Raw genomic sequence first — 20,121 nt, forward strand, 5'->3', positions numbered from 1 at the left:
CCCATGAACGCAGCACTGAACCAGGGGCCGGCCCAACGTGCGCCGTCCTATTACAACGCCACCCTGAATGACCATACGCAGTACCCGACCCTCAAGGGCACCGAGCAGGTAGACGTGGCGATCATCGGCGGTGGGTTCACCGGCGTGGCCACTGCCGTGGAGTTGGCCGAGCGCGGCCTTAAAGTGGCTATCGTCGAAACCAACCGCATCGGCTGGGGTGCCAGCGGGCGCAATGGCGGGCAGGTGACCGGCAGCTTGTCGGGCGACGAAGCCATGCGTACACAGATGCGCAACCGCCTGGGCAGCGAGGTGGATGATTTCATCTGGCACCTGCGTTGGCGCGGGCACCAGGTCATCGAGCAACGGGTGGCCCGCTACGGTATCGACTGCGACCTCAAGCGCGGCCACCTGCATGCGGCGATGAAACCGTCGCACCTGAACGAGCTGCGCGGGTTCGAGGCCGAAGCCCAGCGTCGCGGCATGGGCGACCAGGTGCAGATGCTCGACCGCAACGCCATGGCCCAGCACCTGCAAAGCCCGCTGTACCTGGGTGCATTGAAGAACCGACGCAACCTGCACCTGCACCCGCTCAACCTGTGCCTGGGCGAGGCGCGTGCCGCCCATAGCCTGGGGGCATTGATCTTTGAAAACTCAGAGGTGCTGGACATCGTCCACGGCCCGCGCCCGGCAGTAGTGACAGCCCAGGGGCGGATCGAAGCCCGCCAGGTGATGCTGGCGGGCGATGTCTATCACAAGCTGGAACAGCGCAAGCTCAAGGGCAAGATCTTTCCGGCCATGGGCGGCATCGTCACCACCGCACCGCTGGGCGAGCTGGCCGAGCAGATCAACCCGCAGGACCTGGCGGTATACGACTGCCGCTTTGTCCTCGACTATTACCGCCTGACTGCCGACAAGCGTTTGCTATTTGGCGGCGGCGCCAACTATTCCGGGCGCGATTCACGCGATATCGAAGCAGAGCTGCGCCCGTGCATCGAGCGCACCTTCCCGGCGCTCAAAGGGGTACCGATCGAGTTCCAGTGGAGCTGCGCCATGGGTATCGTGGTCAATCGCATCCCGCAACTGGGCAAGCTCTCGGACAATGTCTGGTACTGCCAGGGTTATTCCGGGCATGGCATTGCCACCAGCCACATCATGGGCGAGATCATGGCCGAAGCGCTGACCGGGACTCTGGAGAAGTTCGATACCTTTGCCCAGTGCAAGCATGTGCGGGTGCCAATGGGGGAACTGCTGGGGAATCCGCTGTTGGCGGCGGGAATGTGGTACTACCAGATGCTTGAGAAACTGCGCTGATCGACGCGCGTGCTGGTGTAGGAGCGGCCTTGCGTCGCGAAAGGGGCGCGTAGCGGCCCTAGATTTCAGCTTCGCCGCATAGTTTCAGCTTCGCCGCATAGATTGTCGGGGCCGCTTTGCGGCCCTTTCGCGACGCAAGGCCGCTCCTACATCGATCGCTGCGTGGGTTAGGCGATCTTTTTGAGGCCCTGCTTCTTCAGCTCTTCGTCACGCAATTCACGGCGCAGGATCTTGCCCACGTTGGTGGTCGGCAACGTATCGCGGAACTCGATGTAGCGCGGCACCTTGTAACCGGTGACGTTGGCACGCATGTGCTCCATCACCTGCTCCTTGGTCACGGTCATGCCCGGTTTGACCACGATGAACATCTTGATCACTTCACCCGACTTCTCGTCCGGCACACCAATGGCCGCGCACTGCAGCACACCGGGCAAGCCGGCGAGCACGTCTTCCAGCTCGTTGGGGTACACGTTGAAACCCGAGACCAGGATCATGTCCTTCTTGCGGTCGACGATGCGCATGTAACCGTCCGGCTGAATCAACGCGATGTCACCGGTCTTGAGCCAGCCTTGGCTGTCGAGGATCTCGGCGGTGGCGTCCTCGCGCTGCCAGTAGCCCTTCATCACTTGCGGGCCCTTGATGCACAGTTCACCCACCTCGCCCAGCGGCAGTTCATTGCCACTGTCGTCGATAACCTTGCACAGCGTCGAGGGCACCGGGATACCGATGGTACCGACCTGGTTGGCCTCGGACGGGTTGACCGCAGCCACCGGGCTGGTTTCGGTCATGCCGTAACCTTCGCAGATGGCGCACCCGGTCACGGCCTTCCAGCGCTCGGCCACGCTCAGTTGCAGGGCCATGCCGCCAGACAAGGTGATTTTCAGCGCCGAGAAGTCCAGGGCGCGGAACCCCTCGTTGTTGCACAGGGCGACGAACAAGGTGTTGAGGCCGACGAAGCCGCTGAATTTCCACTTGCCCAGCTCTTTGACCATCGCCGGCAAATCACGCGGGTTGCTGATGAGCACGTTGTGGTTGCCGATCAGCATCATCGCCATGCAATGGAAGGTGAAGGCGTAGATGTGGTACAGCGGCAGCGGCGTGATCAGGATCTCGCAACCTTCATGCAGGTTCGAGCCCATCAGCGCCCGGCACTGCAGCATGTTGGCCACCAGGTTGCGGTGGCTCAGCATCGCGCCCTTGGCCACGCCCGTGGTACCGCCAGTGTATTGCAGCACCGCGACGTCGCTGGCTTGCGGGTTGGCTTCGGTGACCGGCTGGCCCTTGCCCAGTGCCAGGGCGTCGTTGAAGCGCACGGCACGCGGCAAGTTGTAGGCCGGCACCATCTTCTTCACGTACTTGATGACACTGTTGATCAGCAGGCGCTTGAGCGGCGGCAGCAGGTCGGCCACTTCGGTGACGATGACATGCTTGACCTGAGTCTTGGGCAGCACTTTTTCAGCCAGGTGGGCCATGTTGGCCAGGCACACCAGCGCCTTGGCGCCGGAGTCGTTGAACTGGTGCTCCAGCTCCCGCGCGGTGTACAGCGGGTTGGTGTTGACCACGATCAGCCCTGCACGCATGGCACCGAATACCGCTACCGGGTATTGCAGGACATTGGGCAGTTGCACGGCAATGCGATCACCCGGTTTCAGGTCGGTGTGCTGCTGCAGCCAGGCGGCAAATGCCCCCGACAGCGCATACAGTTCGCCATAGGTGATAGTCTTGCCCAGGTTGCTAAAGGCCGGTTTGTCGGCAAAGCGTTGGCAGGATTGCTTGAGTACCGCCTGGATATTGGGGAATTCGTCAGGATTGATTTCCGCCGTAATCCCGGCTGGGTATTTATCCTTCCAAAAATGTTCGATCATGGAAGCCCACTCCTTCAGCAACAGCGAAGTTCGATTCACGCGTCGATGCGCTTATTATTGATATGTGATGACGGCTCATTGCAAACCGGATCATCTGAAAGCGGCCCGAGAGTAACAGCTTTGCCAGGGGTCGCCTAGAGGCCAAAACAGGCCTTACGGTCACAAAAATGACTCAATGAACAATACAGGTCATTTTTAGAGTAATTATCCAAAATGTCGCAAAACGGGCCGAAAGGCCCGCTCTAGAGGCGTATTTGCAGCCTTGTCAGGCAATGTCACGCAGCTCGCGCCGCAGAATCTTGCCCACCGGTGTCATCGGCAGCGAGTCGCGCAGCACAATGTGCTTGGGCACCTTGTAACCGGTGAAGTTGGCCTTGCAGTAAGCCTTGAGCTCATCCACGCTGACCCCGCCATCACGCGGCACCACGAACAGTTTCACCGCCTCGCCGGAGCGCTCGTCGGGTACGCCGATGGCGGCGCAACTGGCGACTTGCGGATGGGCCATGATCACGTCCTCGATCTCGTTGGGGTACACGTTGAAGCCCGAGACGATGATCATGTCTTTCTTGCGGTCGACGATACGGGTGAAACCATCGGGGTCGATCACCGCGATGTCGCCGGTCTTCAGCCAGCCCTGGGCGTCCAGGGTCTGCGCCGTGGCCTCGGGTTGTTGCCAGTAGCCCTTCATCACCTGCGGGCCCTTGATGCACAGCTCGCCCCGCTCGCCCAGCGGCAGCTCGTTGCCCTCGTCGTCGATAACCTTGAACGCCGTGCCTGCCACCGGGATGCCTACCGTGCCCAGGCGCGCCAGCTGGCCATAGGGGTTGGTGCTGGCTACCGGCGACGTCTCGGTCAGGCCGTAGCCTTCGACGATACGGCAGCCCGTGAGGCTCTCCCAGCGCTCGGCGGTGGCCTTGACCAGCGCGGTGCCGCCAGAGTTGGTGACCTTCAGCGCGGAAAAGTCCAGTTGCCTGAAGCCTGGGTGGTCCATCAGCGCGACGAACAAGGTATTGAGCCCCAGCAGGCCGGAAAAACGCCACTTGCCCAGCTCCTTGACGAAACCGGCGATGTCGCGTGGGTTGGTAATCAGCACGTTGTGGTTGCCTGTGACCATCATGCACATGCAGTTCGCGGTAAACGCGTAGATGTGGTACAGCGGCAGCGGCGCGATCATCACCTCCTGGCCTTCCTTGATCATCTTCTGCCCGTCTGGCCCGTGCTGCGAGAAACACGCCAGCACCTGGAGCATGTTGGCTACCAGGTTGGCGTGGGTGAGCATGGCACCCTTGGCCAGGCCAGTGGTACCACCGGTATATTGCAACACGGCGATGTCGTCGAGGCTCAGCGGCACCGGTTTGTGGCTCAGCGATCGGCCCTCACGCAGCACCTGCTTGAACGACACCGCCTGGGGCAATTGATAGGCCGGCACCATCTTCTTCACTTTGTCGACCACGGTGTTGACCAGCCAGCCCTTGGCGGTGGGCAACAGGTCGCCCATCTTTGCTTCGATGAGGTATTCGATGCCGGTATCGGGCAGCACTTCCTGCACGCGCTTGCCGAACATGTTCAGGTACACCAGGGCACGGGCGCCGGAGTCCTTGAACTGGTGGCGCATTTCACGCTCGGTGTACAACGGGTTGGTGTTGACCACGATCAGGCCCGCGCGCAACGCACCGAACACGGCGATCGGGTACTGCAGCACGTTGGGCATCTGCACGGCGATGCGATCGCCCGGGGCCAGGTCGGTATTGTGCTGCAGCCAGGCTGCGAAGGCCGCCGACTGGCGCTCCAGCGCCACGTAGGTCAGGGTGACGCCGAGGTTGCTGAACGCCGGGCGGTCGGCAAAGCGCTTGCAGGAGCGTTCGAACACCTCGACGACAGAGGTATAGGCATGGATATCGATGGTGGAAGGCACGCCCGCCGGGCGCTTGTCATTCCAGAAGTCGGCTTGCATTTATTATTGTTCCTCTGCCTGGACCTGCTACCGGTAGCGGGTCATGTAATCCTTTGACCTGGTCGCCAATGGCAAACAGGCGTTGAACCGACGTTAGCAGGTAAGCCGAAGGCGGCATATACGCCAAGCTCCGCCATTAACATTGTGAATCTTATTTGTGCCCTTCCTGCAATCCAGCCGGTTGCGCATACACTGTGCGCGTACCCCTGCGCAAAGGACCGGCCATGCCCCACGACGCCTTCTGGCTACCCGCCAGCGAGCATTGCAGCCTCTATGTGCACCAATGGCTGCCGACAACCCCGGTGAAGGCCGTGGTGTTGCTGGCCCATGGCATGGCGGAGCACGCCGGGCGCTACCGGCGCCTGGGCCAGGCGTTGAGCGAGGCCGGCTTTGCGCTGTTCGCCGCCGACCAGCGCGGCCATGGCCGCACCGCCGAGCTGGGCAGCCTGGGCCTGTTCGCCCGCAATCATGGCTGGAATGCCGTGGTCAATGACCTGGGCTTGCTCGCCCAGCACATCGGTCAGCAGTACCCCGGCACACCGTTGTTCGTGTTTGGCCACAGCATGGGCAGCTACATCGCCCAGGCGTACCTGCTGCACCACAGCGCCAGCGTGCAGGGGGCGATCCTCAGCGGCTCCAACTTCCAGCCGGCTGCGTTGTACCGGGTGGCGCGGCTGATTGCCCGGCTGGAGGCGTGGCGCCAGGGGCCGCTGGGCAAGAGTGCGCTGATAGACTGGCTGTCGTTCGGCGCGTTCAACAAGGCCTTCAAGCCTAACCGCACGGCCTTCGACTGGCTTAGCCGCGACCCTGGCGAAGTGGACCTGTACGTGAATGACCCCCTGTGTGGCTTTCGCTGCAGCAACCAACTGTGGCTCGACTTGCTGCAAGGCTTGGCGCAGATCAGCCAGGCAAGTACCCTCGCGCAGATCGATCCGAACCTGCCATTGCTGGTGATTGGCGGCGAATGTGATCCGGTCAGTGCCGGCAAGCGTCTCACCCATCTGGCCGACGCGCTGCGCGCGACCGGCAACCGGCATGTACAGCTGCGCGTCTACCCACAAGCGCGGCACGAAGTGCTCAACGAAACCAACCGTGACGAGGTCACCGCCGATATTCTCGGCTGGCTCGAACAGGCGCTGGCCCTTGGCCGCCCTGCGCGCAGTGAATGATAGGCACCCTCGCCCCACCGCTTAAGGAAGCCCCGATGTCCCAGGTCACCAACACGCCTTACGAAGCCCTTGAGGTCGGCCAGAAAGCCACCTATGAGAAGTCTGTGGAAGAACGCGACATCCAGCTGTTCGCTGCGATGTCCGGTGACCACAACCCGGTGCACCTGGATGCCGAGTTTGCGGCCAAGAGCATGTTCCGTGAACGCATTGCCCATGGCATGTTCAGCGGCGCGCTGATCAGTGCCGCAGTGGCCTGCACCCTGCCTGGGCCTGGCACCATCTACCTGGGCCAGAAGATGAGCTTCCAGAAGCCGGTAAAAATAGGCGACACCCTGACCGTGCGCCTGGAAATCCTCGAGAAGCTGCCCAAGTTCAAGGTGCGCATCGCCACCAATGTGTACAACCAGAACGATGAGCTGGTCGTCGAAGGCGAGGCCGAAATCCTGGCGCCGCGCAAGCAGCAGACCGTCGAGCTGGTATCGCCACCGCATTTCGTGGCCAGCTGATTTCAGCACAGGCCGCTTCGCGGAGGTTCGGGGCGCCGAACCACCGCGAAAAGGGCTGCAAATACCCTTACCCTAATTCGCGTAGACGGCTTTCGATATGCCGTCGCTCCGGCGCCTGCCGGGTCAACGCCAGTGCCTGCTGCCAGGCCGCGCGTGCCTCTTCGACATGACCCAACTGAGCATGCAACTGCGCCCTTGCCGCATAGGCCAGGTGATAATCGCGCAACTCCCCCGCCGCCAGAATCGCTTCAACCTCCGCGAGCCCCACCTGCGGCCCATCACGCTTGGCCAGCGCCACCGCCCGGTTTAGCGCCACCACCGCGGACGGCCAGTAGCGTTGCAACACATCGTACAGCCCGACGATTTCGTCCCAGTCCGTCGCATCGGCCGTGGCCGCCTCGGCATGCACCGCAGCAATCGCCGCCTGTACGGTGTAGGCGCCATAGGCCTGGCTTCGCAGGGCGTGGCGCACCAGCGCGCAGCCTTCTTCGATACGCTCACGGTCCCACAGGCTGCGGTCTTGTTGCTCGAGCAGCACCAGATTGCCCTCGGCGTCTGTACGCGCACGCTGGCGCGACGCCTGCAACAGCATCAACGCCAGCAAACCAAACCCCTCCGGGTCGGGTAGTAGTTGCACCAGCAGGCGGCCAAGGCGAATCGCCTCGTCAGTCAGATCTTGCTGCAGCAGGGCGTCGCCGGACGATGCCGAGTACCCTTCATTGAACACCAGGTAGATCACCCGCAATACGCTCTCGAGGCGCTCGGGCAACTCATTGAGCACCGGCACCTGATAGGGGATGCCGGCATCGCGGATCTTGGCCTTGGCCCGCACGATGCGCTGGGCAATGGTGGCCGGGCTTTGCAGAAACGCTCGGGCAATCTGCTCGGTGGTCAGGTCGCAGACCTCGCGCAGGGTCAGCGGCACCTGGGCGTCGGCGGCCAACGCCGGGTGGCAGCAGGTGAAGATCAGCCGCAAACGGTCGTCGCCGAGCAGTTCTTCGTCGCTGGGGTCTTGCGCCTGGCCCTCCAGCAGCATGATCAGGTCCGCCTGGGAGCGGTCGAAGCGGGCACGTCGGCGTAACGCGTCGATGGCCTTGAAACGGCCGGTCGAAACCAGCCACGCCCGCGGGTTGTCGGGGATGCCATCACGCTGCCAGCGCTCGACGGCAATGAAGAACGCATCGTGCATGGCCTCCTCGGCCAGGTCGAAATCCCCCAGCAGGCGAATCAAGGTCGCCAGGATGCGCCGGGAATCGCGACGGTAGACTGCCTCGACCTCGGCGCGCACCTGCGCCAGCGTCACCATCAGTCCGGCATCCGCTGGGCCACCACCTCCACCAGGCGGTCCAGGCTTTCTCCCCAGCCCTGGTGAAACCCCATTTCTTCATGGGCACGGCTGTCGGCGGCGCTCCAGTGCCAGGCGCGAGCGGTGTATCGGGTTTTGCCGTGTTCCTCGTCGAAGGTCACCACGGCGGTCATGAAGGCTTTGTTTGAAGGCACCCACCCTGGCCCGAAAGCGTCGGTGAACACCAACCGCCGGGGCGCGGCGATCTCCAGGAACACGCCCTGGGTTGGGTACTCGGTACCGTCCGGGGCGCGCATCAAGGTACGGAACAGGCCACCGACCCACAGCTGCATTTCGCATTCGGGGGTGGTCATGCCATGTGGCCCCCACCATTGCATCAGCCACTGGGGCTCGGTCCAGGCGCGGAACACCTTGGCCGGTGGTGCGTCGATCAGGCGGCTGATGGACAACTCGTGCTGCGCTTGCGCAGGGTGTGCAAGGCTCATGCTGGTTGTTCTCCGTTATTGTCAGGGTTGCAGTTCGCGCACAGGCCGCACTTCCACACTACCGACCCTGGCGGCGGGGATGCCCTTGGCGATGTTCAGCGCCTCGTTGAGGTCGCGGGCATCCACCAGATAGAAGCCGGCCAGTTGCTCCTTGGTCTCGGCGAACGGGCCATCGGTGAGGCTCATCTGCCCATTGCGCACACGCACCGTGGTGGCGGTCTGCACCGACTTCAGCGCCTCGGCCGCGAGCATGCGCCCGCCGCCCTGCAGGGATTCGGCGTACGCCATGCACTCGGCGTCTTCCGGGCTGTCGGGCAGGCTGTGCAGCAGCCCTTCGTCACAATAGACCAGGCACAGGTATTTCATGGTCGCCTCCAGGGCATTGGCACAGTGCGTTTGGCGATATCGGCTCAGGGGTTGAGATCGAACAGGGCTTTCTGGGTTTCCATGTCGAAGGGTGCCGACCAGTGTTCGTGGATCACCTGCCATTGCCCGCCTTGGCGGCGATAGCCGACCGTGACGCGCATGAAGCCACACTGGCTCTCGTCATCGGACGGGCCGCAGCGGTTCAGCCAATGGGCCAGGCCCAGGTCGCCGTCGGCGTACACGGTGAGTTCGGCCAGTTCGAAGACCATCGGGCCGGTGCAAAAGCCCATGCACATTTCCCAGTGGGCCTGGTAGGTGGCTTTGCCTTTGAATTGCAGTGCCTTGATGGCATCGAAAGCGACGATGTCGTCGGCATAGGGGGCGGTGATGGCCTGGATGTCGCGGTCGCGCACGGCTTGCATCCAGCGGTCGATCAGTTGGCGGATTTCGTTTTCGGCTGAGGTGCTCATCGGGGTGCTCCGATCGTTTGAGGTTTTGGCACAGATTTGGGCTGGGCCTTCAACTCTGGTCGAACGGGAGCTGGGGGAATCGACAGGGTGTGAAATTATTTTTGTTGCCGGAAAGAGAGGGTTGGGCCGGCAGGTGCATGCCTGGAGTTGTGTAGCGCCCATGAGATCGAGCGCCGCCCGCGCGGCGCTTCGCGGGGCAAGCCCGCTCCCACATCTGTTTCGGGCCAGTGAGGCCTGTGGCATTTGCGCGCGACCGCCTTGTTGGTCCGACGCGATATTGAGCCGGGCACCAAGGGGCCGCGCGCCAATGCCTCAGGAATAACTGGCCCGAAACAAATGTAGATACTCTGTTAGCGGTCAAGCTTTTCTGAGGTGTTCAGAGCTGAAAAGCTTGGCCGTATGAAATGGCTCATCCCCGTGCATGCACGCCCAGATGCCAGTCAGGTACTTGCGCATGACAGCAGCAATAGCCTGCATTTTCTTCTTGCCCCTGCTGATCAGCGACTCGTAAAAGGCTTTTGCATAAGGGTCGCAGCGCACTGCGGTCAATGCAGGCATATACATGGCAGCCCTTAAATAGGCATGCCCCCCTGCCTACACTGCCGAACTGGCGAGAATAAATTCACGATACCCCGAAACAATCACATAAACCGCGAAATAGCAGAAGATCGCCGCCGACAACAGGTACGACCAGGTCAGCAGCCGGTCGCCAAGCAAGCGCCCGCCATGGCTGGCAATACCACACAGGCTCAGACACCAGACCAACCCTGCAGCAAAAAAGCCGCTAAGGAACAACCCGGCATCCAGCAAACTGCCACCGCCGGAGCGTGAAATCAGCACCCCACCGACAGCCGCGAACCACAAAATCGCGGTGGGTGACGACATGGCCAAAAAGATCCCACGCAAAAACTCGCGCCAACCGGACTCCACCACCACGTCTGCCCGCGCCTCCATGTGCCCGCCGCGCCACGCGGCCAGCAGCATCTTCACCGCAAACCACACCAGCAGCGCCGAACCGCCCAGCCACAAGGTCCAGCGCACGCTTTCGAACTGCAACAGCACGGTCATCCCGGCCAGCGCGGCAACGGCATAGATCAAGTCACCCACGCAAGTCCCAAGCCCCAGCCAGAAACCTTTGAGAAAACCACGCTGCATGGCCAAGGTGATCATGGCGATGTTGGCGATGCCGATGTCCAGACACAGGGACAGGCTGAGGAGAAATCCATTGGAAAAAGGCATTGAGCACTCGATGACCGGCCAATTAAGCGCCGTAGAGCCTGCCACGAGTGATCACTCGATTGAAAGCGCAAATTCCCAATGACAGTGGGCGCGGTACCCCCCTGATGCCAATCAAGCTCAGTCGATGCCCGCCAGCACGCGCGCATACAGCGCCCGATCCACATTCGCCCCGCTAAGCACCACGGCCACCCGCCTACCGGCTTGTCGCTCGCGCTCCTGCATCAACGCCGCCAGCGCCGCAGCCCCTGCACCTTCGGCAGTATTGTGCGTGGCTTCGTGGTACAGCCGCATGGCCTCGGCGACTTCACTGTCGGTGACCCGCACGATGCGCGCGGCATGCTCGCACACCAAGGCGAACGCCTCCGGGTGCGGCACGCGGCAGGCCATGCCATCGGCGAAGGTCTGGGCGGTGGCGGTGGTGACGATGCGGCCCAGTTCGAAACTTTGCGCATAGGCATCGGCAGCACTGGACACCACCCCCACGATCTCGGTCTTCAACCCCAGCAGGTTGCGTGCCTGGATCAGCCCGCAGATCCCCGACCCCATGCCGATCGGCACGTACACGCTGTCCAGGTCAGACACCGCCTCGAGCAGCTCCAGGGCATACGTGGCCACGCCGCGCACCAGCTCCGGGTGAAACGACGGCACCATCGCGTACCCCAATTCATCAGCCAGCCGGGCAGCCTCTTCACGGGCCACATCAAAATCGACACCGTGCTCCACCAGTTCGGCGCCGAGGGCGCGCATGGCGGCGTTCTTTTCGGTGGAATTGCCTTCAGGCACCACAATCACCAAGGGGATGCCAGCCTGGCGGGCAGCCAGTGCCATGCTCTGGCCGTGATTGCCACGCGTGGCGGTGACCAGGCCGCGCGGCGGCTTGCCGCCCGCCAGCAGCGAGCGCACGTAGACCAACCCGCCACGCACCTTGAATGCACCGGTGGGCGCGTGGTTCTCGTGCTTTACCCACACCTGGCAGCCCAGCCGTTCGGCCAGCAAAGGCCAGGCGTGCTGCGGTGTTGCAGGCACGTGCTGGTGAACGAAATCGGCGGCTTCGCGCAGGGCATTCAGGTCGAACATGGCGATCATCCCTCTTCGGTAGGTGGTTGATCCGATCCTAAGCCCCGGGCATTGTATGGGTACAACCTTATATTGCATGGGTAGCAATTTCGTGTGGATCCCAACGCTCGCAAACGATGACCAGCCCCGCTACCTGGCATTGGTCGATGCGATCGCCGATGCCATCGAGCGCGGCGAGCTCAAGGTCGGTGACCGCCTGCCACCGCAACGGCGCCTGGCCTGGAAACTCGACCTGAACCCCAGCACCACCCAGCAGGCCTACCGGGAAGCTGCCGCCCGCCACCTGGTGGCCGGCGAAGTCGGCCGCGGCACCTACGTGCTGGCAGGCAGCAAGGAAGCGACCCTGTTTCGCCTCAAACACCAAGACGGGCCAAAGCCGCTGATCGACCTGTCGACCAACGTACCGGTGGCCGACCCGCACAATCAGGACCTGCAGCGCAGCCTGCACAGCGTGCTGGAGCAGCGCGACAGCAGCCTGCTGGATCACTACCTGGGCCCCGAGCAACTGCTGCGCGGCCGTATTCAGGGCGCGCACTGGCTGGCCAAGCGTGGCTTGGCGTTGGCCCCGGACGAGTTGCTGCTCAGTGGCGGCGCTCAGCAGGCACTGACCCTGGTGCTGCAGTCGTTCTGCCAGGCCGGTGAACCGGTCATGCTCGAAGCCTTGACCGCACCTGGCATCAAGGCAGCCTGCCGACAGCTACGCCTGCCCGTGCATGGCGTGGCACTGGACAGCCAAGGCCTGCGGCCCGACGACCTTGACCGTGTCACACGCGCCAGCGGTGCCCGCGTACTGGTCACCACACCGACCCTGCACAACCCCACGGGCGCCTGCATGGATGACGCCCGCCGCGAAGCGCTCGCGGCGGTCGTCAAACGCCTGGGGCTGCTGGTGATCGAGGATGACGTGTATGGCGCACTCAGCGACCGACCGCCGCTGTACCCACTGCTGGGCGAGCAAGGGGTGCTCATCAGCAGCTTGTCCAAGACGGTGGCAGCAGGTTTGCGTGTAGGGTGGATTGCGGCCAACCCACAGCTGCTTGCACACATCGACCCGCACGCCCAGGCGAGTCACTGGCCGGTGTCGCCACTGAACCTGCATATCGCCTGCCAGTGGATAGAAGATGGCACCGCAGCGCTGCGGCTGGCCTGGCAACGTGCTGAAATTACCGAGCGCTGGCGCCTCGCGCGAAAGCTGCTGGGCGATGGGTTGCACAACACAGGCCAGCCTTCGCCGCACGCGTGGCTGGCCACACCGCAAGGTGCAGAGGGGGTGGTCAAGCAGTGTCGCGAACGAGGCGTGGAGGTTGTCCCGGCCAGTGTGTTCGCCATTGGCGCCAGCGAGGTGCAGGCCCTGCGTATCAGCCTGTCGGCGGCCGCCAGCCGGGCTGAACTGAAACAAGGGCTGGAGGTGGTGCGGCAGGTGCTTTCCAGTGAATGAACCGGGAGAAGCCTGCAACCTCTTCGCGTCGGCGCGGCGCGAAGAGGCCGCTGACCTTGAACGATCAACCCTGCTGGCAACCCTCGCCCATGGCGCGGTACTGAATGGTGTGCACCTGGCCCTGGTGGTCTTCATAGGTCATGGTTGCAGGTACTACTTCGCAAACATTGGGGATGGTCGACAGGTTGATGACCCGTTTGATATCCAGGTTCATGGAGTAGTCGTACTGCTGGGCCACAGGCTGGTTGGAGACAGGTTGGACCTCATCGGCGAGGGCGAACGAGGACATACCGACCAATGCAAGAATCAGTAATGGTTTCATGTGGGAGTGCCTATAAAGCAATCAAGCTGATCGATTGACTTCTAATGCCGTCATTGGCGCGGAGAAGTTGTCATCGACTGCAAAGATGACACGAAGTACCGATCCCGCTTCGTCGTACTGCTGGTGGGATGAGTAAAAGTCTACTCCGGGTTGGCAATAGTTGAACCCCGAAGTCGGATATTCACCCTTGCCGGATTTGCAACAATCTGCGACATAATGGGCGGTATATAGTGGCGTAGAGCCGTTGGTTGGTCTCTGCCCGACCAGGCCGATTCAACAAGGGAAATGCGCGATTTCTGATTACCTGTGTTGCTCAAGGCTGCTCGACCCTGAACGACGCCTGCTCGATCACTTCTACCGCCAGCACGGCTCGCGCATGCGCTCGGCCAGTGACGGCGAACTGTGGGTGGCGCGTGCCAATTGCATTATTGCAGGGCTGAACTTGACCCCGGTGGGCGATGGCTACTGGCTTACTGGGCTGTTCGTCGACCCGCAACAGCGCAGCCAAGGTGTGGCTGGGCGGCTGGTCGAAGCCGCGCTGGCGCAGGCCGTTGGGCCGACTTGGCTGTTCTGCCACCCCGACCTTGTGCCCTTCTACCAGCGCCTTGGCTTCGACACGGCAACCGCGCTGCCAGAACCCCTGGCTGCCCGCCTGCAGCGCTACCAGCGCAGCAAGCCGCTGGTGGCCCTGCAGCGTGGTCAGTCGTCGCTGGCGTCCAACCCGGGGAACAGCACCTCGGTGTAACCGAATTTGGCGAAGTCCTGGATGCGCGAGGGGTAAAGCCGGCCGATCAGGTGGTCGCACTCGTGCTGCACCACCCGCGCATGGAAGCCATCGGCAAAACGGTTGATCGGGTTGCCTTGCGGGTCGAGCCCTTCATAGCGAATGTGCTTGTAGCGCGGCACCACGCCGCGCAATCCGGGTACCGACAGGCAGCCCTCCCAACCGTCCTCGACCTCGGTGGTCATCGGCGTGATCACCGGGTTGATCAGGATGGTCTGCGGCACCGCTTCGGCATCGGGGTAACGCTCGCTGCGTTCGAAGCCGAAAATCACCAGTTGCAGGTCGATGCCAATCTGCGGTGCGGCCAGGCCCACACCCCCGACATGGCGCATGGTCTCGAACATGTCGTCGATCAACTGCTGGAGTTCGGCGCTGCCGATCAGGTGTTCGGGCACGGGCGGGGCGATGCGCAGCAGGCGTTCGTCGCCCATCTTGAGAATGTCACGGATCATCTGGGGTTCGGCTCGGAAGGTTGATGCTGGCTCGGTTGCGGGTGTTCGTGGCCCAGCACGGTCAGGGTTTCCTGGGGTTTTTCACCGTCGAAATCCTTCTCGCCAGGGTTCTTGCCCTCGGCCGACATGTGCTCGATCACCGCGTTCATTTCCGCGCCGAGCAACAGCACAGCGGCGGAAATATAGAAATACAGCAACAGCACGATGATTGCACCGATGCTGCCGTACATGGCGTTGTAATCGGCAAAGGTTTTGACGTAGTAGGCAAACCCCAGGGAGGCGACGATCCACACCACCACCGCCAGCACCGAGCCTGGGGTGATGAAGCGAAACTTCTGCTTCACATCCGGCATCACGTAGTAGATCAAGGCCACCGCTACCATCATCAGGATGATGATCGCCGGCCAGCGCAGGATGGTCCAGACCGTGACGATGACCTCCTGCATGCCGACCTGGGCGGCAATCCACTCCATCACCTGCGGCCCGAGCACCATCAGCGCTGCCGCAGCCAGCAGCATGCCGGCGATGCCCACGGTGTAGAAGATGGACAGCGGTATGCGCTTCCACACCGGGCGGCCTTCCGGCACATCGTAAGCGGCGTTCATGGCGCTCATCATCAAGCGCACACCCGCCGAAGCGGTCCACAGGGCAATCACGATACCCACCGACAACAGCCCGCCCTTGGACTGTTGCAACTGGTCGATCACCGGGTTCACCTGCTCCAGCGCCTGGGGCGGCAGCACCAGTTCCGATTGCAGGCGCAACCAGGAGAAGAAGTCTGGCAAATGCAGGAAACCGATCAGGGCAATCAGGAACAACAGGAAGGGGAACAGCGAAAACAGCATCTGGTAAGCCAGCGCGGACGCATAGGTGGACATCTCGTCGTCAAGGAACTCCTTGACGGTGCGCACCAGCACGCGGTGCAAGGGCAGGCCCTGCAGGGCGGAAAATATCATAGCGTCTCCTTTCGCCGCTCGATCGATACAACAGGCAAGTCTAATAGACCACGCCGTTGCCGTGCTGCTCCCGAGGGTTATAAAGAAAATGCCTACGTAACTGGGCCCAGGCATTCGCGGGCAAGCCCGCCCCCACCGGCTACGTGCTACCTGCAGGGGCGGGCTTGCCCGCGAATCGATGGAACGCTCAATACGGCATCAAGGCTTTTTCACGGCATCCTTGACGTCACCCTTGATCTGCTGCGCTTCACCCTTGAGTTCCTGGGCCTTGCCTTCAGCCTTGAGCTTGTCGTTGTCGGTCACCTTGCCGACGCCCTGTTTCACGTTGCCGATTGCTTCGTTGGCCAAGCCTTTCGCTTTGTCTTTAGTACCGCTCATGGCAAAACTCCTGCAAATGGAGACACGTGAACCGTGTCGACAGTCTGTGGACCCAGGGCCTTTCGCAAGAGTTTCAACCAATTTCACCCGAACAAGCCGAGCGGCAAATCTGCGTGCGAATATCGCACCCATTTACCCCGCCCAACTGCCCAGTACCTGCCGGCTGCCCTAGAATCGCGGCATACGCCCGCTCACATAGGGCAGGCCAGTCATAAAAACAACGATTTTCGGAAAACCCGCCCCCATGCGTCTGATGCCTGTGCTCGTGGCCCTGCTGCCACTGCTTCCCCTGCCCGCCCTTGCCGCCTCGCCGGCCGTAACCGAAACCCTGCGCGTCGACCGCTATGCCGACGACGGCCAACCCGGCAGCCTGCGCTGGGCAATCGAGACCAACAACCAGAACCCCGGCCACTACCGCATCGAAATCGCTGCGGTCGGCCAGGCGCCTTATGTCATCCGCCCGACGCGCGCGCTGCCTGAAATCAAAGGACCGGTGCGCATCACCGGCCAGGCGTGGGCCCGCGACGGCCAGTACATCGCCATCGACGGCTCGGGCTACATCAAGGACCAGGGTGTGCACACCTGCCCCGGCGCTCTGCCCGGCCAGTTCGGCACCAACGTGCGAACCACCACCCACCCAGGCCTGGTACTGCGCGACACCCAGGGCGTGCATCTGCGCGGCCTGGAAGTGCGCAACTTCTGCATTGGCATCCTGGTCAATCGCGCCAGTGGCAACGTCATCGAAGACAACCGCGTCATCGCCAACAAGGGCGGCGCTGGCATCATGCTGACCGGCGACGACGGTGCCGGCAACCCGACTGCAACCACCACGGTCAACAACAAGGTGCTGCGCAACCAGCTGATCGACAACGGCGACGGCCTGGAACTGACCCGCGGCGCAGCCTTCAACCTGGTGGCCGACAACCTGTTCCGTTCCACGGCGGCCAACCCAGAGCCCTCCCAGGGCATCGAAATTCTGCTGGGCAACGACAACAGCGTGGTCCGCAACCGTTTCGAGAACTACTCCGACGGCCTGCAGATCAACTGGGGCAACCGCAACTATTTGGGCGCCAATACCTTCAGCGGCAACTCGATCGGTGTCAGCGTCACCGGCGAGGGCAACATGCTCGATGGCAACCTGATCCACGGCAACCGCATCGGCGTGGCCCTGCGCCCGGAGCCGGCAATCACCGCCACCCGCCTGAGCGCCAACCGTATCTGGGGCAACAGCCAGGACATCCGCCGCTGCGAGGCTGGCGGCTCTTGCGTACCAGACCAGCGCACCGGCGCTATCGTGTTCGGCGTGCCGGCGCAGGCGCATGCGTTGTACGTGGGGTCGCGCGGGGTGGGGGCGGAGCTGGCGAAGAAGGACCAGGCGATCATCTGCAATGCCCAGGGTGAACCCAAGCCGTGCCAGCCGTTGCCTAATCACAACCAGCAACCACCACGGCTGATGGCGCTGGAGGGGAACGTGATCCGCGGTGAGGTGCAGGGGCCGGCGTCGAGCCTGTTGCGCGTCGAGTTGTTCGGCAATGCGCAAGCAACGGGCAGCGAAGCGGAGCAGTATCTCGGGGAAGTGCTGGTGAACAGCGATGCCAAGGGGCAGGCCCGGTTTGCCCAGGTGCTGGAGAACAGTGACGGGCTGCACAGCTTCACGGCGACCGTGACCACGGCCGACGGGGCGACTTCCGAGTTGAGCCTGCCGGTTCGTCGCTGAGGCAACCGGCCTCTTCGCGGGTTTACAGACGAAGAGGCCGGCCCAGGCAAACCTTGCTCAGCCACCCGCCACCCCTCACAATGCAGGCCTTATCAAGCGTCAACCCGCAGGAACCTGCATGAAACTCGACAAACCCGCCGCCATCGCACGGCGTAACGAAGCACTGGCCCGGCCAGTACTGACCAGCAGCAACACCCTGTTCGCTATCCTCGACCCGAAACGCAACCTGTGGTGGTTCGAGGTGCCGGTAGCGTTGCTGGGCAAGGGCCAGCCCGATTGGGTCAACCTGCTGCTGCACACCCCCGACACCGATGAACTACAGCACCTGAAGGTGCCGACCAACTTCCTCAAGGCTCACCTGGAGCAGATGGAAGTGCGCAAGCCCGGCAAGCGCCGCTCGACCATCAGCCTGGCCCTGAGCGCCGACCGCGATTCGCTGCTGCGCGACACCCGCCCAGGTGGCGAGCAGCTGGACTTCCGGACCTTCGTGCAGGACTGATCAGGCCCGCTCGATGCGATCGTCATGGATGACGATGCGGCCTTGCTTGAACAACGCACCAATGGCCTTCTTGAAGTTGCCCTTGCTGACGTTGAACAGCTTGCTGATCACTGCCGGGTCGCTCTTGTCGCACACCGGCAGCATGCCGCCTTCGGCTTCAAGGCGCTGCATGATCAGCTCTTGCAGGCTGTCCGCCAGGGCGGCGCCCACTGGCTGCAGGCTCAGGGCGATCTTGCCGTCGTGGCGAATCTCTTTGATGAAGCCCTTCTCGTGCATGCCCGAGCGCAGGAACTTGAACACTTCGTTCTTGTGGATCAGGCCCCAGTGGCGGTTGTTGATGATCGCCTTGAAGCCCATCGGCGTCTCGCCCGCCACCAGCAGCTCGACCGGCTGGCCCACCTGGTAATCGGCCGGGGTGCGGTCCAGGTAGCGGTCCAGGCGCGCCGTTGCGGTGATGCGGCGGGTGCGCTTGTCGAGGTAGGCGTGCACCACGCAGTAGTCACCGATCTTCAGCGGCTGCAACTCTTCCGAGTAAGGCATCAGCAGGTCTTTGGGCAGGCCCCAGTCCAGGAAGATGCCGGCGCCGTTGATGTCCTTGACCTTGAGGCTGGCGAACTCACCGACCTGCACCTTGGGCTTCTCGGTGGTGGCAATCAGCTGGTCTTCGCTGTCCAGGTAAATGAACACGTTCAACCAATCGTCGACCTCGGTCTCGGCGTTCTTCGGGATGTAGCGCCCCGGCAGCAGGATCTCGCCATCGGCGCCGCCGTCCAGGTACAGGCCGAATTCCACGTGTTTAACGATTTGCAAACTGTTGTAACGCCCAAGCAGAGCCATTTCCAATGTTCCTCAAGACAAGACGGCTATTCTACACCCGAAGCCGCCGCGCTGCCTGACCGCTGATTCGGTGGAACCGCCACCTTACCCTTACGTCTACTGATTGGCAGCCACTGCAAGGATCAGCACATGCTTTCACGCCTGTTCAAGCCCCTGCTCATCGCCGTGGCGTTCGCCCTGGCCCTGGCGGCGTGCAGCCGCATAGACCTGGCCTACCGCAACCTCGACCGCCTGGTGCCGTGGTCGCTGGGCGACTATCTGGACATGAACCGCGAGCAGAAAGTACTGCTCGACGAGCGCCTCAAGCAGCACTTGGCCTGGCATTGCAAAACCCAGCTGCCCAGCTACCTCGACTGGCTGGACCGGGTGCGCACCATGGTCGCCGAGGACCAGGTGACCGACCAGGCGTTGCAGCAACGCACCCGCGAAGCGCGCGCGGCCATAGGCCGTGTAGCCGAAGAGATCACCCCTTCCGCTACCGAATTGTTACGTGGCATGAGCGACGCCCAGGTGGCAGAAATGCGCCAGGCCTTCCGCGACGACATCAGCGAGCGACAAAAGAAGTATGTCGACACGCCCTTGCCCAAGCAGATTGCCCGCCGTACCGAACGCATGGAAAAACGCCTGACGCCGTGGCTGGGTGAGCTCAGTGCGGCGCAGCGGCTGCGGGTGCAAGCCTGGTCACAGGCGCTGGGCGACCAGAACCGCCAGTGGATCGCCAACCGCGCGCATTGGCAGCAACAGCTGGTGCTGGCGATGGACCAGCGTAGCGACGCCAGCTTCGAACCACGCCTGGCGCAATTGCTACAGCGCAAGGAGAGCCTGTGGACGCCGGCATATCGCATGGCCTACCAGAACACCGAGCAACAGGCGCGCACGTTGCTGGTCGACCTGATGCAACTGAGTACCCCGGCGCAGCGCCAGTTGCTGCAGCAGCGGCTGGGCAAGGTGCGGAATGATTTCAGTGAGTTGAAGTGTTTGAAGGGCTGA

Annotated in this window: 21 protein-coding genes and 1 pseudogene; 8 read left to right on the top strand and 14 right to left on the bottom strand. The window is 62.7% G+C overall.

Annotation, left to right across the window (positions count from 1 at the left end; all coding sequences use genetic code 11):
* Positions 1 to 3 precede the first annotated feature (3 nt).
* Positions 4 to 1,311 carry an NAD(P)/FAD-dependent oxidoreductase gene (locus PC358_RS11560; protein WP_033699680.1) on the top strand — a complete coding sequence of 436 codons (1,308 nt, stop codon included), beginning with the start codon at positions 4 to 6 and terminating at the stop codon, positions 1,309 to 1,311.
* 167 nt (positions 1,312 to 1,478) lie between these two features.
* Here the strand turns inward: PC358_RS11560 and fadD1 are convergent, their stop codons facing one another.
* Complete coding sequence (gene fadD1, locus PC358_RS11565; protein WP_033699681.1) at positions 1,479 to 3,176, bottom strand: long-chain-fatty-acid--CoA ligase FadD1; 1,698 nt, start codon at positions 3,174 to 3,176, stop codon at positions 1,479 to 1,481.
* A 265-nt stretch (positions 3,177 to 3,441) separates the two neighbouring features.
* The gene (fadD2, locus tag PC358_RS11570) at positions 3,442 to 5,130 is read right to left on the bottom strand and encodes a long-chain-fatty-acid--CoA ligase FadD2 (RefSeq protein ID WP_033699682.1); all 1,689 of its coding nucleotides are present in this window, start codon (positions 5,128 to 5,130) and stop codon (positions 3,442 to 3,444) included.
* A 224-nt stretch (positions 5,131 to 5,354) separates the two neighbouring features.
* On the opposite strand from fadD2, the gene PC358_RS11575 reads away from it, so the two are divergent.
* Positions 5,355 to 6,299, top strand: coding sequence for an alpha/beta hydrolase (locus tag PC358_RS11575; RefSeq protein WP_033699684.1), 945 nt, complete (start codon positions 5,355 to 5,357; stop codon positions 6,297 to 6,299).
* A gap of 35 nt (positions 6,300 to 6,334) precedes the next feature.
* Positions 6,335 to 6,805 (top strand): MaoC family dehydratase, encoded by a 471-nt coding sequence (locus tag PC358_RS11580; RefSeq protein ID WP_033699686.1) that lies wholly within the window; start codon positions 6,335 to 6,337, stop codon positions 6,803 to 6,805.
* Positions 6,806 to 6,872: 67 nt separating this feature from the next.
* On the opposite strand, the gene PC358_RS11585 is transcribed toward PC358_RS11580, so the two are convergent.
* The 7 genes and pseudogenes from PC358_RS11585 to PC358_RS11615 all read right to left on the bottom strand — a co-directional run bounded on the left by PC358_RS11585 (position 6,873) and on the right by PC358_RS11615 (position 11,748).
* Positions 6,873 to 8,111, bottom strand: coding sequence for an RNA polymerase sigma factor (locus PC358_RS11585; RefSeq protein WP_033699688.1), 1,239 nt, complete (start codon positions 8,109 to 8,111; stop codon positions 6,873 to 6,875).
* Positions 8,111 to 8,596, bottom strand: coding sequence for an SRPBCC family protein (locus PC358_RS11590; protein WP_033699690.1), 486 nt, complete (start codon positions 8,594 to 8,596; stop codon positions 8,111 to 8,113). The genes PC358_RS11585 and PC358_RS11590 overlap by 1 nt, the downstream gene beginning before the upstream one ends.
* Positions 8,597 to 8,617: 21 nt before the next feature.
* Positions 8,618 to 8,962 (bottom strand): YciI family protein, encoded by a 345-nt coding sequence (locus PC358_RS11595; protein ID WP_033699692.1) that lies wholly within the window; start codon positions 8,960 to 8,962, stop codon positions 8,618 to 8,620.
* A 44-nt stretch (positions 8,963 to 9,006) separates the two neighbouring features.
* Positions 9,007 to 9,432 (bottom strand): YybH family protein, encoded by a 426-nt coding sequence (locus PC358_RS11600; protein ID WP_033699694.1) that lies wholly within the window; start codon positions 9,430 to 9,432, stop codon positions 9,007 to 9,009.
* 357 nt (positions 9,433 to 9,789) lie between these two features.
* Positions 9,790 to 10,020, bottom strand: a pseudogene (locus tag PC358_RS26655) (transposase); the annotation flags it as partial.
* A gap of 6 nt (positions 10,021 to 10,026) precedes the next feature.
* Entirely contained in the window at positions 10,027 to 10,671 is a 645-nt protein-coding gene (locus PC358_RS11610; RefSeq protein ID WP_033699695.1) for a LysE family translocator, read from the bottom strand.
* Positions 10,672 to 10,788: 117 nt separating this feature from the next.
* Complete coding sequence (locus PC358_RS11615) at positions 10,789 to 11,748, bottom strand: threonine dehydratase (RefSeq protein WP_033700196.1); 960 nt, start codon at positions 11,746 to 11,748, stop codon at positions 10,789 to 10,791.
* Between the two features lie 76 nt (positions 11,749 to 11,824).
* Here PC358_RS11615 and PC358_RS11620 point away from each other — a divergent pair, with 76 nt between their 5' ends.
* Entirely contained in the window at positions 11,825 to 13,186 is a 1,362-nt protein-coding gene (locus PC358_RS11620; RefSeq protein WP_081874737.1) for an aminotransferase-like domain-containing protein, read from the top strand.
* Between the two features lie 64 nt (positions 13,187 to 13,250).
* Here the strand turns inward: PC358_RS11620 and PC358_RS11625 are convergent, their stop codons facing one another.
* On the bottom strand, positions 13,251 to 13,508 hold the full coding sequence (locus PC358_RS11625; RefSeq protein ID WP_033699696.1) for a DUF2790 domain-containing protein: 258 nt from the start codon (positions 13,506 to 13,508) through the stop codon (positions 13,251 to 13,253).
* 376 nt (positions 13,509 to 13,884) lie between these two features.
* On the opposite strand from PC358_RS11625, the gene PC358_RS11630 reads away from it, so the two are divergent.
* A complete protein-coding gene (locus tag PC358_RS11630; RefSeq protein WP_033699697.1) occupies positions 13,885 to 14,253 on the top strand; it encodes a GNAT family N-acetyltransferase in 369 nt (122 codons plus the stop codon).
* Here PC358_RS11630 and def read toward each other — a convergent pair.
* The 3 genes from def to PC358_RS11645 form a co-directional block, all read right to left on the bottom strand.
* Complete coding sequence (gene def / locus PC358_RS11635) at positions 14,208 to 14,744, bottom strand: peptide deformylase (RefSeq protein ID WP_033699698.1); 537 nt, start codon at positions 14,742 to 14,744, stop codon at positions 14,208 to 14,210. The genes PC358_RS11630 and def overlap by 46 nt on opposite strands.
* Positions 14,741 to 15,700, bottom strand: a complete 960-nt coding sequence (locus tag PC358_RS11640; RefSeq protein ID WP_033699699.1) for a YihY/virulence factor BrkB family protein — start codon at positions 15,698 to 15,700, stop codon at positions 14,741 to 14,743. The genes def and PC358_RS11640 overlap by 4 nt, the downstream gene beginning before the upstream one ends.
* A gap of 198 nt (positions 15,701 to 15,898) precedes the next feature.
* Entirely contained in the window at positions 15,899 to 16,078 is a 180-nt protein-coding gene (locus PC358_RS11645; RefSeq protein WP_033699700.1) for a CsbD family protein, read from the bottom strand.
* Positions 16,079 to 16,322: 244 nt separating this feature from the next.
* Here PC358_RS11645 and PC358_RS11650 point away from each other — a divergent pair, with 244 nt between their 5' ends.
* Complete coding sequence (locus PC358_RS11650) at positions 16,323 to 17,795, top strand: right-handed parallel beta-helix repeat-containing protein (protein WP_033699701.1); 1,473 nt, start codon at positions 16,323 to 16,325, stop codon at positions 17,793 to 17,795.
* Positions 17,796 to 17,913: 118 nt separating this feature from the next.
* A complete protein-coding gene (locus PC358_RS11655; RefSeq protein ID WP_033699702.1) occupies positions 17,914 to 18,294 on the top strand; it encodes a hypothetical protein in 381 nt (126 codons plus the stop codon).
* On the opposite strand, the gene PC358_RS11660 is transcribed toward PC358_RS11655, so the two are convergent.
* Positions 18,295 to 19,131, bottom strand: a complete 837-nt coding sequence (locus PC358_RS11660; protein ID WP_033699704.1) for a CvfB family protein — start codon at positions 19,129 to 19,131, stop codon at positions 18,295 to 18,297.
* Between the two features lie 129 nt (positions 19,132 to 19,260).
* Between PC358_RS11660 and PC358_RS11665 the strand changes: the two genes are divergently transcribed.
* Positions 19,261 to 20,121 (top strand): DUF6279 family lipoprotein, encoded by an 861-nt coding sequence (locus tag PC358_RS11665; RefSeq protein ID WP_033699705.1) that lies wholly within the window; start codon positions 19,261 to 19,263, stop codon positions 20,119 to 20,121.

Origin of the sequence: Pseudomonas capeferrum (assembly GCF_000731675.1) — a bacterium.
Lineage (GTDB): Bacteria > Pseudomonadota > Gammaproteobacteria > Pseudomonadales > Pseudomonadaceae > Aquipseudomonas > Aquipseudomonas capeferrum.